General features: G+C 65.0%; 12 protein-coding genes. 3 read left to right on the top strand and 9 right to left on the bottom strand.

Annotated elements, in window-relative coordinates; all coding sequences use genetic code 11:
- Positions 1–135 precede the first annotated feature (135 nt).
- A complete protein-coding gene (locus CIT39_RS32295; protein WP_094976294.1) occupies positions 136–1,374 on the top strand; it encodes an MFS transporter in 1,239 nt (412 codons plus the stop codon).
- Between the two features lie 102 nt (positions 1,375–1,476).
- On the opposite strand, the gene CIT39_RS32290 is transcribed toward CIT39_RS32295, so the two are convergent.
- Both CIT39_RS32290 and CIT39_RS32285 read right to left on the bottom strand, forming a co-directional pair.
- The gene (locus CIT39_RS32290) at positions 1,477–1,971 is read right to left on the bottom strand and encodes a VOC family protein (RefSeq protein ID WP_094976295.1); all 495 of its coding nucleotides are present in this window, start codon (positions 1,969–1,971) and stop codon (positions 1,477–1,479) included.
- A 109-nt stretch (positions 1,972–2,080) separates the two neighbouring features.
- Positions 2,081–2,626 (bottom strand): carboxymuconolactone decarboxylase family protein, encoded by a 546-nt coding sequence (locus CIT39_RS32285; RefSeq protein WP_094977022.1) that lies wholly within the window; start codon positions 2,624–2,626, stop codon positions 2,081–2,083.
- Between the two features lie 137 nt (positions 2,627–2,763).
- On the opposite strand from CIT39_RS32285, the gene CIT39_RS32280 reads away from it, so the two are divergent.
- Positions 2,764–3,963, top strand: a complete 1,200-nt coding sequence (locus CIT39_RS32280; protein WP_162308801.1) for an acyl-CoA dehydrogenase family protein — start codon at positions 2,764–2,766, stop codon at positions 3,961–3,963.
- Between the two features lie 153 nt (positions 3,964–4,116).
- Positions 4,117–5,256 carry an acyl-CoA dehydrogenase family protein gene (locus CIT39_RS32275; RefSeq protein ID WP_094976297.1) on the top strand — a complete coding sequence of 380 codons (1,140 nt, stop codon included), beginning with the start codon at positions 4,117–4,119 and terminating at the stop codon, positions 5,254–5,256.
- A 249-nt stretch (positions 5,257–5,505) separates the two neighbouring features.
- Here the strand turns inward: CIT39_RS32275 and CIT39_RS32270 are convergent, their stop codons facing one another.
- The 7 genes from CIT39_RS32270 to CIT39_RS32235 all read right to left on the bottom strand — a co-directional run bounded on the left by CIT39_RS32270 (position 5,506) and on the right by CIT39_RS32235 (position 12,685).
- Entirely contained in the window at positions 5,506–6,543 is a 1,038-nt protein-coding gene (locus tag CIT39_RS32270) for an amino acid ABC transporter substrate-binding protein (protein ID WP_094977023.1), read from the bottom strand.
- 88 nt (positions 6,544–6,631) lie between these two features.
- Positions 6,632–7,225 (bottom strand): L,D-transpeptidase, encoded by a 594-nt coding sequence (locus tag CIT39_RS32265; RefSeq protein ID WP_094976298.1) that lies wholly within the window; start codon positions 7,223–7,225, stop codon positions 6,632–6,634.
- A gap of 362 nt (positions 7,226–7,587) precedes the next feature.
- Entirely contained in the window at positions 7,588–8,562 is a 975-nt protein-coding gene (locus CIT39_RS32260) for a hypothetical protein (protein WP_094976299.1), read from the bottom strand.
- 270 nt (positions 8,563–8,832) lie between these two features.
- Positions 8,833–9,843 (bottom strand): cytochrome d ubiquinol oxidase subunit II, encoded by a 1,011-nt coding sequence (gene cydB / locus CIT39_RS32250; protein WP_094976301.1) that lies wholly within the window; start codon positions 9,841–9,843, stop codon positions 8,833–8,835.
- Positions 9,840–11,249: a cytochrome ubiquinol oxidase subunit I gene (locus tag CIT39_RS32245; RefSeq protein WP_094976302.1), complete on the bottom strand. Its 1,410-nt coding sequence runs from the start codon at positions 11,247–11,249 to the stop codon at positions 9,840–9,842. The genes cydB and CIT39_RS32245 overlap by 4 nt, the downstream gene beginning before the upstream one ends.
- A gap of 142 nt (positions 11,250–11,391) precedes the next feature.
- Complete coding sequence (locus CIT39_RS32240) at positions 11,392–11,955, bottom strand: thioredoxin family protein (protein ID WP_094976303.1); 564 nt, start codon at positions 11,953–11,955, stop codon at positions 11,392–11,394.
- A 31-nt stretch (positions 11,956–11,986) separates the two neighbouring features.
- Positions 11,987–12,685, bottom strand: coding sequence for a cytochrome c biogenesis CcdA family protein (locus tag CIT39_RS32235; protein ID WP_094976304.1), 699 nt, complete (start codon positions 12,683–12,685; stop codon positions 11,987–11,989).
- Positions 12,686–12,978: the final 293 nt, after the last annotated feature.

Here is a 12,978-nt window from a genome sequence, read left to right as displayed (position 1 = left end):
AGGAGATTGTCAGCAGCGTTGATACTTCGATCCAGGTCGAAGTGATTTTTGGGGACGCGGTTGTTACATGATGCTCGTCATCAACAGACGAGCGTAAGGCAGTGCGCTCGCGGGGGAAACGAAGGACCAGCGCAAATGCTCGACAATCCCCACACCACCGCGCCCGTCGACGAAGCCTCCCTCCGCTACGAAGGCTGGCGCATCGTCGCGGTCTGCTTCCTGCTGGCGACCTTCGGCTGGGGGCTCGGCTTCTACGGCCAGAGCGTCTATGTCGCCGAGCTGCAGCGCGCGCGGGGCTGGCCGACCACGCTGATCTCGTCAGGCACCACGTTCTTCTATCTGTTCGGCGCGCTGCTCGTCGTCTTCGTCGGCGAGGCCGTGAGGAGATACGGCCCGCGCCTCTGCCTGGTTGCCGGCACGCTGGCGATGGCGGCAGCCAGCGTTGCCATCGGCGCGGTGCGCGAGCCCTGGCAGCTTTATCTCGCCGACGCCGTGCTCGCCTTCGGCTGGGCCGGCACCAGTCTCGCCATGATCACCAACACGATCAGCCTGTGGTTCGACCACAAGCGCGGCATGGCGATCAGCCTCGCGTTGAACGGCGCCAGTTTCGGCGGCATCGTCGGCGTGCCGCTGCTGGTGACCCTGATCGGCCATATAGGCTTTGCCGGCGCGATGTATGCCGCCGCCGGCGCCATGCTGGTGCTGCTGCTGCCGGTGATCCTTCTCGTCGTCGGCCGGCCGCCCGATCTCCACGGCCGGCACGCGTCGGCGAAGGCGAAGCCGCAATCATCGACGCAGATCCGCGCATGGGCGCTGCGCGACGTCGGCTTCCTCACGGTGACGATTGCGTTCGCGCTGGTGCTGTTCGCGCAGGTCGGCTTCATCGTCCACCTGATCTCGTTCCTCGATCCCGTGATCGGCCGCGAGCGCGCCGCGGTCGCCGTCGCGGTGCTGACCGCGATGGCCGTGGTCGGCCGCGTACTGTTCTCATTGGTGATCGACCGCCTCAACCAGCGCCTGGCCTCCGCGCTGTCGTTCCTCAGCCAGGCCGCGGCACTCCTCGTCGTCATCAACCTGCACGACGACTATGCGCTGATCGCAGCCTGCGCATTGTTCGGCTTCTCGGTCGGCAACCTCATCACGTTGCCTTCGCTGATCGTGCAGCGGGAGTTCGATTCGGCGTCGTTCGGCGTGCTGATCAGCCTCAACACCGCGATCAACCAGGTGACCTATGCGTTCGGCCCGGGTGTCGTCGGGGCCTTGCGCGACTGGTCCGGCGGTTACGCGCTGCCGTTCTATCTCTGCATTGCGTTGGAGGTGGTGGCAGCTGCGCTGATCATGGTGCGAGGGGCGCCGCGGACGAAGCTCTCGTAGGGTGGGCAAAGGCGCGAAGCGCCGTGCCCACCATCTTCCTCTCGACGCGCGATGAGAGAATCGGTGGGCACGCTTCGCTTTGCCCACCCTACGGCTACGGCATCATGCCTCCCGCTCTCGCAACAATGCCTCCACGTCCAGCCGCTTGGTGAACATCGAAAGCTTGCCGTCCGGCCCGAGCGGCCATTGCTCCTTCGGCCTGTCGCGATACAGCTCGACGCCGTTCTGGTCGGGATCGCGCAAATACAGCGCCTCGCTGACGCCGTGATCGCTGGCGCCGTCCAGCGCAATGCCGGCCGTGAGCACGCGGTGCAGCGCGTCGGCAAGAGCTGCGCGCGTCGGATAGAGGATCGCGGTGTGATAGAGCCCCGTCGTGCCGGGCGGCGGCGGCGAGCCGCCCTTGCTCTCCCAGGTGTTGAGCCCGATGTGGTGATGATAGCCGCCGGCCGAGATGAAGGCCGCGCCGGAGCCCATGCGCTGCATCAGCTCGAAGCCGAGCACGCCGCAATAGAAGCCGAGCGCGCGATCGAGATCGGCGACCTTGAGGTGAACGTGGCCGATCCTTGTGCCGGCATCGACGGCTGCGCTTTGCGACATGGGATTGCTCCGTTGAAAGCATGCACATAGGGCGAGCACCGGCGCGGTGCTACGGCCGATCCCGAAACCCAGCGTTTCCCGTTGCGCAATTGCGCCTCGGGATCAGAAGCTAGGTCAGCTCCGGCACCTCGCCCTCCGGCAGCTCGAACTCGAACGTGTTCAGCGTCATCGACACCATCGTGTAATAGCCGCACAGGCCGATCACCTCGACCACGCCGCGCTCGCCGAGCAGCTTCACCGCCTCATTATAGAGAACCTTCTCGACGCCGTGGCCCTCGTGCAGCGACTTCGCCAGATCGTAGATCATCTGGCCCTTGGGATCGTCGAACGCGGGCGTGCGGCGGTCGCGGATGGCGTCGATGATCTCAGGCTTCATGCCGCCGGCGAGCGCGAGGCGCTTATGCGCGTACCATTCGTAATGCGCGGTCCAGTGCCGCGCCGTGACCAGGATCGCGATCTCCGAAAGTTTTGCGGGAAACATCGTGTCGTAGCGCAGCACCTCGCCGAGCCGCGTGGCGTGACGGGCCATGTCCGGGCTGTTGAGCCAGGCCATCATCGGCGCTGGCGGCTTGCCGCGCTTGCCGGCGATCGACTCGTCATAGGTCTGCCGCTGACTCTCGTTCATTTCGCCAGGCGAAAGAAGTTTCAGGCGCATTGTCGTTTCCTCTTTGTTTTCAAGCACCGTCATGGCGGCGACTATAGCCGAATGTGGGCTCGCGGAAGTGGTTGAATTCCACGAGGGCTTGGCCCAGAGTCGTGCCCAACAAGTCGATTTGATTGATGGAAACGACCATGAGTGACACTGAGACGGCCGATCTCGAAACATTCCGCGCCGAGACGCGCGCCTGGCTGGAAGCCAATTGCCCGCCGGAGATGCGCAAGCCCGCGACCTCGGATGCCGACGTGTTCTGGGGCGGCCGCAACGCAAAGTTCTCGTCCGAGCCGCAGCGCATCTGGTTCGAGCGCATGCGCGACAAGGGCTGGACCGTGCCTGATTGGCCCAAGGAATATGGCGGCGGCGGCCTCAGCGCCGCCGAGCACAAGGTGCTGCGCGCCGAGATGGGCAGGATCGGCGTCCGTCCGCCGCTGTCGAGCTTCGGCATCTGGATGCTCGGACCGGCGCTGCTCAAATACGGCAACGACGCGCAGAAGAAGGAGCACCTGCCGAAGATCGCAGCTGGACAGATCCGCTGGTGCCAGGGCTATTCCGAGCCGAACGCCGGCTCCGACCTTGCTTCGCTGCAGACCCGTGCCGAGAGCGACGGCGACGATTTCGTCATCACCGGCTCGAAGATCTGGACCTCCTACGCCAACTATGCCGACTGGATCTTCTGCCTCGTCCGCACCGATCCCGCGGCCAAGAAGCACGACGGCATCAGCTTCATCCTGTTCGACATGACCTCGAAGGGCGTGACGACCAAGCCGATCCTTCTGATCTCCGGCTATTCGCCGTTCTGCGAGACCTTCTTCGACGGCGTCCGCGTGCCGAAGTCGCATGTGGTCGGCACCGTCAACCGCGGCTGGGACGTCGCGAAATATCTGCTGCAGCACGAACGCGCGATGATCTCGGGGATGGGCGAGCGCGGCGTCGGCCGGCCGCTCGGCCAGATCGCGGCGGATTCCGTCGGCACCGATGCGCAAGGCAAGCTGGACGATTCGATGTTGCGTGCAGAGATCGCGACGTTCGACGTCGATGAAGCCGCGCTCGCGGCCTGCGCCGAGCGCGCGGTCGATCTCGCCAAGGCGGGACAGGCCCATCCGGCGTTCTCGTCGGCGATGAAATATTACGGCACCGAGCTTAACAAGCGCCGCCATGAGATCCTGATGGCGGCCGGCGGCATCGATGCGCTGGAATGGGAGAGCGAGCGCTCCAGGCAGGGCGCCCGCCCGCGCGCATGGCTGCGCACCAAGGCCAACTCGATCGAGGGCGGCACCACCGAGGTGATGCTCGGCATCGTCGCCAAACGCATCCTGGATTTGCCGGGGGCGTGAGCCGCGCTCTCACCACCCGTCATTCCGGGGCGCCGCGGTAGCGGCGAGCCCGGAATCCATAACCACCAGTCGGGAGTATGGATTCCGGGCCTGCGCCTTACGGCGCATCCCTGAATGACGAAGACCAACAGATTTCGAATCGGAAACACGCACATGGCCCTCGTCCTCACCGAAGAACAATCGATGCTCCGCGACTCAGCGCGCGGGCTGATCAGCGACAAGGCGCCGGTCTCGCATCTGCGATCCCTGCGCGATGACAAGGACCCGACCGGCTTCTCCAGGGAGCTCTGGCATTCCTTCGCCGAGATGGGTTTTGCCGGCCTGCTGGTGCCGGAAGAATTCGGCGGCAGCGGGCTCGGCTATGTCGAGGCCGGTGTCCTGATGGAGGAGATCGGCCGCACCCTGATGCCGTCGCCGTTCCTCGCCACCTCCGTGGTCGCGGCCTCGGCGCTGAGCCGCGGCGGCAATGCCGCGCAGAAGTCGGAATATCTGCCTAAGATTTCGAATGGCTCGCTGCTCGCGACGCTGGCGATCGAAGAGGGCGCCAAGCATCGGCCGCTCCAGACCAGCCTGCAGGCCGTGCGCGCCGGCAACGGCTTCAAGCTCTCGGGCGCCAAAGCGCTCGTGCTGGACGGTCATGTCGCCGATCTCCTCATCGTTGCCGCGCGCACCGCTGGCGCCGCCGGTGAGCGCGACGGCTTGACGCTGTTCCTCGTCAGTCCCAAGGCCAAGGGCGTCGCGATCGAGCGCACCATCATGGTCGATTCGCACAATGCGGCGCGGATCGAACTCACCAATGTCGAGGTCAATGCCGACCATGTGCTCGGCGAGGTCGACCAGGGCGCCGCCCTGCTCGACGGCGTGCTCGATATCGGCCGCGGCGCGGTCGCCGCCGAAATGGTGGGCTTGAGCGAGGAAGTCTTCAATCGCACCGTCGAGTATCTCAAGAGCAGGAAGCAGTTCGGCAAGCTGATCGGCGAATTCCAGGCACTGCAGCACCGCGCCGCCGAGCTCTATGTCGATATCGAGATCACCCGCGCCGCCACCATGAAGGCGCTGCAGGCGCTGGACGCCGATGTTGCCAAGGCAACGTCAGCCGTCGCGGTGGCAAAGGCCCGCGCCGGCACCACCGCCACGCGCGCGGTGCAGGAGGGCGTGCAGATGCACGGCGGCATGGGCATGACCGATCAGTTCGACATCGGCTTCTTCATGAAGCGCGCAAGGGTGTGCGAGGAGCTGTTCGGCGACGCGAACTACCACACCGAGCAGCTGGCGCGGGCGCGGGGATATTGAGGCTGGCCATTGGGTAGAGCTTGTAGCCCGGATGAGCGAAGCGACATCCGGGAATGTCGCGCGGCCCGCCCCGCATATCGCTTCGCTCATGCGGGCTACGGTGCTGGCACGAGCCGTCATGGCCGGGCTTGTCCTGGCCATCCACGTTCTTAACGTGACTCAAAAACGTCGATGCCCGGGACAGGCCCGGGCATGACGATCGAGAACGTAGCGCGAGCCTAAGATCGCAAATGAGGGCCGTTAGGCCCCTTACCTCATCGGCGGTGCATACTGCACGCCGCCCGCGTTCCACAGCTGGTTCATGCCGCGCGGGATCTTCAGCTTCGACTTCTCGCCGATGTTGCGCTCGTACATCTCGCCGTAATTGCCGACGTGGCGGATGATGCGGACGGCCCAATCCTTGGTGAGGCCGAGCTGTTCGCCGTAATTGCCTTCGGTACCGACCAGCCGCATCACTTCCGGCTTCTTCGACTTCAGCGCCTCGTCGATGTTCTCCGAGGTGACGCCGAGCTCCTCGGCGTTGATCATCGCATAGAGCGTCCACTTCACGATCATCATCCAGTCGTCGTCGCGCTGGCGCACCACGGGGGCGAGCGGCTCCTTGGAGATCATGTCCGGCAGGATCATGTTGTCGCCGGGCTTCGCCAGGTTGATCCGCAGCGCGTAGAGCTGGGAGACGTCGGCGGAGAGCGTGTCGCACTTGCCGGTGTCGTAAGCCTTCACGACATCGTCGAGCTTGTCGAACTTCATCTCCTCATACTTCATGTTGTTGGCACGGAAGTAATCGGCGACGTTGAGCGCGGTCGTGGTGCCGGCCTGGACGCAGACCTTGCTGCCATCGAGGTCCAGCGACGTCTCCTTGTTGCGCGAACGCGGCAGCATGAAGCCGGCGCCGTCGTAATAGGCGACGGCGGGGAAATAGAGGTCGTAATCGAGCTCGCGCGCCATGCTCCAGGTCGAGTTGCGCGAGAGGATGTCCACCTTGCGGCTCTGCAATTCCTTGAAGCGTTCCCCGGCATCGAGCGGGATGAACTTCGCCTTGCCGGGGTCGTTGAAGATCGCCGAGGCCACCGCGCGGCAGAAATCGACGTCGAAGCCGGTCCAGGTCTTGTTGTCCTCGGAGTAGGAGAAGCCCGGCAGGCCCTTGTTGACGCCGCACAGCACCTCGCCGCGGCGCACGGTGCGCTTCAGCGTGCGGGTGTCGTAGAATTCGTAGATGATGGCCACAACGGCGACCAGCACGGCGACCGCGAGCCCGATCAGCAGGCCGCCACGAAAAGTGCGCATCATTTTTGATCTCTCGAATAATCGGGAAAAGGAATTAGGAAGGAGAGGCGACGAGCATGCTCTGGAGGACCATGCCCGGATCAAAGCCTCAGAGTTCGGGCTTCTGCCGGATCACCACCTTGGTGCCGACAGGGACGCGGTTGTAGAGGTCGGCGACGTCGTTGTTGACGAGGCGGAAGCAGCCCGAGGACACCTTGGTGCCGATCGTGTCGGGGCGGTTGGTGCCGTGGATGCGATAGACGGTGGTGCCGAGATACATCGCGCGGGCGCCGAGCGGGTTGCCGGGACCGCCGGCCATGAAGCGCGGCAGATAGGGCTGGCGCTGGATCATCTCCGGCGGAGGCGTCCAGTCCGGCCATTCCTTCTTGTTGGTGATGGTCACCAGCCCCTGCCACTGGAAGCCGTCGCGGCCGACGCCGATGCCGTAGCGGATCGCGCGCCCGCCCGGCTGCACCAGATAGAGATGCCGCTCGGCGGTCGAAACGATGATTGTGCCCGGCGCCTCGGTGGTGCGGAAATAGACGACCTGCTTCTGCCATTCCGGGTCGAGCTGGTAGGCGTCGTCGGCGACCAGGCCCGGCTCATCGCCGCGGTCGGGCTGCTGGGCGAAGGCCTGCGGGGCGGACAGGATAAGCCCCACCGCAGCCATGAAAATCCCGGTCAGGCGACGAAAATCCGTCATTTCAAGCTCTCCCCACTGCCACGGCGCAAATCATTCGGAACCATCAAACCTGAGGGGCATGTTCATGGCAAGTTGATGGCGCGCCGTCCTGATATGTCACGAGAATGCTTTGGTTTTTTGACGGTATCGGAGAATGCCACAAACAGGGGATGGCGCGAAAAGCAGTATTCGTCGCCACGAGGGCGGTGTGCTCCCTCCCCCGCCTGCGGGGGAGGGCTGGGGAGAGGGTGTCTCCGCAACGGGACACCCCAAGAGGATAGAACCCTCACCCGGCGCTGCGCGCCGACCTCTCCCGCAAGCGGGAAAGGCTCAGACCGAACGCGCGGTGAAATCGAACTGCGCCAATTGGCACGCGATGCCAGCTAAATCTTGTTGCTCTCCGCCCCAATCCCCAGCCGTCGCACGATCTCCGTCCCCACCGCCCGCGCCTCCGGCCGTGAGCCGATGCGCGGGCTGCGAAATCGTCGCCCCGAGTGCAGCCGGATCACGACGATGCAGTGCTCGTCCTCGGATCGGCCGCGGCGCTCGACGTTGATCGTCTTCACGTCGGGTCCTGCGATATGATCGGCGCGCAGGCTGCCGTTGCCCCACAGGCGTTCGACGCGAATGTCGGCCTGCCGGATGATCCAGAACGCGCCGGTCACGAGGTTGGCGTATCGGTAGACGGCGAACGCGGCGATCGCGCCGATCGGCAGCAGCATGATATCGACCGGGCCGGGCGGCAGGCCACGCCAGAGCTTGTAGGCGTAAGGAACCGCGCACAAAGCCACGGCGATCATCGCGACGATCCGGATGTCCCTCGCGGGAAACGGCTCCAGCGGCTCGCCGAGACGCATCTCGGCATTGCTGGCATCGAGCGGATTGATCGGGGCCTCGACGTCGGGAACGTCGAACTGGGCGGCGATCCGGGCCACGGTGTCATGAACATGCGTGACGTCGGAGATCGGCGGCGACGTCAGCCGTTCGCCCGAGGCCAGCGTGAAGGCCAGCTGGAACCGCGCCTTCGCCCGCTTGCTGCCGGGAACCTGTAATCCCGCGATGTCGTCCTTCGCGACGACCCTGGTGTGGAGTTTTCCGAACGGGCGCTGCTGACCAATCAGGATTTCGTCCGGCGTGATGATCCACACCACCGCCGGCGCCATCATGATGCCGACGACGAACACGGCACCGAGGACGAGCGCCACGACAGAGATGATCACCTCCGTCGTATCATGCGTGAACAGGCCCGGCGTGAAGCAGAGGGCGACGGCGGCGGAGAAGCCGGCCATCACCAGCCGCTGCGCGATCGAGGCGCCTTCACGAAGGCGAATGTCGGTGGTGGTGATTGTGTCGTCCATTGCGGGCGGCTGATTGCGTCAGCGCGAAACTCCACGGACGGGTCCGTGGAGTCAAGCAGCATCAAGGCCCGCTTCATCCGGCATCAGCTGTCGGCGTTGAGCAGCGGAGAACGAGGTTCCGCTCAGGGTGTGGCCGGCCCGATCATTTCGGCGCAAGCCACAGTCTGAGACCGAATGAAATCACGGTGACTGCGCCCACGCCGCCGAGCCAGAGAACGGCGAACCATATCAGCCGTCGCCCCAGCGGCGTTGCTTCTGCTTTGTGCGGCATCAGTGATAACCGCTCCCGGCCCGGACCTTGCCGCGGAAGACCCAATAGGCCCAGCCGGTGTAGCCAAGAATGAGAGGCACCAGTCCGGCCACGCCGACGAGCATGAAGATCTGGCTGTTCTGCGGCGCAGCCGCCTGCCAGATCGTGATGCTCTGCGGCACGATGAAGGGATACATGCTGATACCCAGCCCGGCATAGGACAGTGCGAACAACGCCAGCGCGAGAAAGAACGGCCGGGAGTCCTGCTTTTGCCCAAGGCTGCGGATCAGGAGTGCGGTGACGGCGGCGACCGCGATCGGCACCGGCGCGGCCAGGGCGACGTTCGGCCAGGCGAACCAACGCTGCGCGTATTGAATGTTGAGAAACGGCGTGGCGATGCTGACCAGTGCGATCGCCGCAAGCATCGCGAACAGCAGACCCCAGCTCAGCCGGTAGGCCTTCTCGCGCAGCGCGCCCTCGGTCTTCAGGATGAGCCAGGTGGCGCCAAGCAGGGAATAGCCAATCACCAGGGCAACACCCGTCAGCAGGCTGAACGGCGTCAGCCAGTCCCACCAGCCGCCGGCATAATGCCGGCCCTCGACATGCACGCCTTGCAGGATGGCGCCAAGGGCGACGCCCTGTGCCAGCGTCGCCAGCAACGATCCTCCGGCAAAGGCGATGTCCCATCGGTTTCGAGCGGCGGTGGTGCGCCAGCGGAACTCGAACGCGACACCGCGGAAGACCAGTCCGATCAGCATGGCGATCATGGGTGTGTAGAGCGCCGGCATCAGCACCGCATAGGCGAGCGGAAAGGCGGCCATCAGGCCGCCGCCGCCCAGCACCAGCCAGGTCTCGTTGCCATCCCAGACGGGTGCCACGCTGTTCATCATGACGTCGCGGTCGGCCTTGGCGGGAAACAAGGGAAACAGCATGCCGAGACCGAGATCGAAACCGTCCATCACGACATAGACGAATACCGCGAAGGCGATGATGAAGGCCCAGACAGTGGCAAGGTCGACGGCGGCAATCATGACGGCGCCCCCTGTCCCGCAACGCCCGAGGCCGGTGTGATGCCGGCGGCGCGCGCCGGCATGTCGCCGCGCGGCCCTTCCTCGCCGTGATGGGGCGAGGCCGCCATCAGGCGCAGGATGTAGATGGCGCCCGCCGCGAACACGATGAAATAGACGACGACGAAGGCCAGCAATGACGAGCCCACCGCGGGCGCAGCCAGTGGCGAGACGGCGTCCGCGGTTCGCAACAGGCCGTAGACCGTGAAAGGCTGCCGGCCGGTCTCTGTGGTGATCCAGCCCGCGAGCACCGCGATGAAACCCGCGGGCCCCATCGTCAGCGCGAAGATGTGCAGCGGCCGGGAGTCGAACAAGGTGCCGCGCCAGCGTGTCCACAGGCTGAACAGCCCGAGCGCGAAGATCAGGAAGCCGAGCGCGACCATGATGCGGAACGACCAGAACGTGATAGCTACCGGCGGCCAGTTTTCGCGCGGTACCGTATCAAGTCCCGCCAGCGGCGCATCGAGGGAATGCTTGAGGATGAGCGAAGACAGCTTCGGGATCTCGATCGCGTAGTCGACCCGGCCGGCCTCCTGATCGGGCAGGCCGAACAGAATCAGCGGCGCACCGTCCTTGTGGCTCTGGTAATGCCCTTCCATCGCCATCACCTTGGCCGGCTGATGCTCCAGCGTGTTCAGGCCGTGCTGGTCGCCGGCCAGGATCTGGATCGGCGCGATCAGGGCCGCCATCCACATCGCCATCGAGAACATCACCCGCGGGCCGGCAAGATGCGGGTCGCGCAGCAGGTGATATGCGCCGACCGCGCCGACCACGAGCGACGTCGTCAGGTAGGCGGCGAGCACCATATGCACGAGGCGGTATGGGAAGGACGGATTGAAGATCACCTTGAACCAGTCGGCGACCACGAACTGGCCGTCGGGATTGATTGCGTAGCCGGCCGGGGTCTGCATCCACGAATTGGCGGAGAGGATCCAGAACGCCGAGATCAGCGTGCCGATCGCGACCATCAGCGTCGCGACGAAGTGCAGCCGCGGGCCGACGCGTTCGAGACCGAACAGCATGACGCCGAGGAAGCCCGCCTCGAGGAAGAACGCGGTCAGCACCTCGTAGGCCATTAACGGACCGATGACCGGTCCGGTCTTGTCGGCGAACACCGACCAGTTGGTTCCGAACTGGTAGGACATCACGATGCCCGACACCACGCCCATGCCGAACGCGATCGCGAAGATCTTCAGCCAATAGTGGAACAGGTTGAGGAATACCTCGCGGCCGGTCCACAGCCAGAGGGCTTCCAGCACCGCAAGATAACTTGCAAGCCCGATCGAGAACGCAGGAAACACGATGTGGAACGACATCGTGAAGGCAAATTGCGCTCGTGCGAGTACGATGGGATCAAGGTTCGATAGCATCGGCGCTCCCGTCACAACGCGAAAGTTGTGGGCTGCGGGGGCGCCGATCTCGCTGCTCAGCTATACTATCGCGCCCGGCCTATGCATGATGACCCATGCCGGGCTCTTATCCTATAGGACTCTTTGTCTAACCCGTACGACATCAGCTGTTCGCATTCAGCAGCCGCGCCACGGTGCGGTCGATCTCCTCGTAGCGGCCTTCGCCCGCGTGCTGAAATACGATCTTGCCATTCTGGTCGATGATGTATTGGGCCGGCCAATACTGGTTGCGGTAGGCATTCCAGGTCTTCGAATCGTTATCCTGCGCCACCGGATAGGTGATGCCGTGGCGCTTCAGCGCGGCCTGGACGTTGGAGGCCGAGTGCTCGAACGGAAATTCCGGCGTGTGGACGCCGACCACGATGAGGCCCTTGTCCTTGTATTTGGCGTAGAGATCGGTGACGTGCGGCAGCGTGTTGACGCAGTTGACGCAGCCATAGGTCCAGAAGTCGACCAGCACGACCTTGCCGCGAAGGTCTGCCAGGCTCAGCGGCTTCGAGTTGAACCAGTTGTTGATGCCGGTGAAATCGGGCGCGGTCTGCTGGCCTGCGGCCGCGGTGACGACGGGCGTGGCGCGCGCGGCCTCCTCGCAGATGCCGGGGATGACCGCGCCGGTGACGGTGATGCCGATCAGGGCGGCCGAGACGGCGAGCAATTTGAAAGTCATGGAAGCGTCCTCCGGTGATGATGAGGGATGATCACAGGCCGATCTGGCCGGTGGGATAGAAGCCGGTGAGCCACGCCACGATCAGCGTGTCGTATTGGAAATAGGCGGCGACCGCGAAGCCGATCACGACGACGCCAAAGCCCTGCTGAAGCCGCGGCGATATCCGCGCGAGGCTGCGCACCCGCGTGGTTGCGGCCTGTCCGCCATAGGCGATCGCCAGCATCGGGATCGCCGCACCGATGGCGTAGGCAATCAGCAGCGTGCCGGCCCAGGCGGCATTCGTCGACGTCGCAACCAGGGTCAGGATCGAGCCGAGCACGGGCCCGGCGCAGGGCGTCCAGACCAGCCCGAGCGTGGTGCCGAGAATGAGGCCGCCGAGCGCGCCCTCGCGCTGGGTGGCGCTGGAATTGCCCAGATCGAGCCAGCCGTTGAGCCGGCTCGACAGCCATTCGAACGGCGCCGGCCACAGCATCAAAAGGCCGAAGCCGAGCAGCAGGATCGACGCCGCCTCGCGCAGCACATTCGGATCGAAATCGAACAGCCGCGTGATCGCGCCCAGCAGCAGCGCGGTCGCCGAGAACGACAGCACGAAGCCGAGCGCGATCATCGCCGGCCGCAAATGTCCCGCGCGCCCGATCGAGGCGCCGAGCAGGATCGGCAACATCGGCAGCGTGCAGGGCGCGGCGATGGTGAGGATGCCGGCGAGGACGGCGAAGAGAAGTTCGAACATGGCGCACTCGTGATGGAGGTCACGAGGGTGGTTCGGAGGCAGGTGGGATGTCGTTACGCGGCGTCACGCCTTCGTGACGGGGGCGGCGCTCGGGTCACGGAGACGGTGCGCTCCTTCCCCCGCCTGCGGGGGAGGGTTGGGGAGAGGGTGCTTCCACAACGGGATACTCCCCCAGAGGAGAGAACCCTCACCCGCCGCTACGCGTCGGCCTCTCCCGCAAGCGGGAGAGGCGGGAGCCTGCGGCGGCCACCTCGGGCCTCCAAATACAAAACGACCCGGACGGGGGCATCGTC

It is taken from the genome of Bradyrhizobium symbiodeficiens (genome assembly GCF_002266465.3).
Lineage (GTDB): Bacteria > Pseudomonadota > Alphaproteobacteria > Rhizobiales > Xanthobacteraceae > Bradyrhizobium > Bradyrhizobium symbiodeficiens.
Note: the sequence above shows the minus strand (reverse complement) of the source record. Positions and strands in the feature narration are given on the sequence as shown.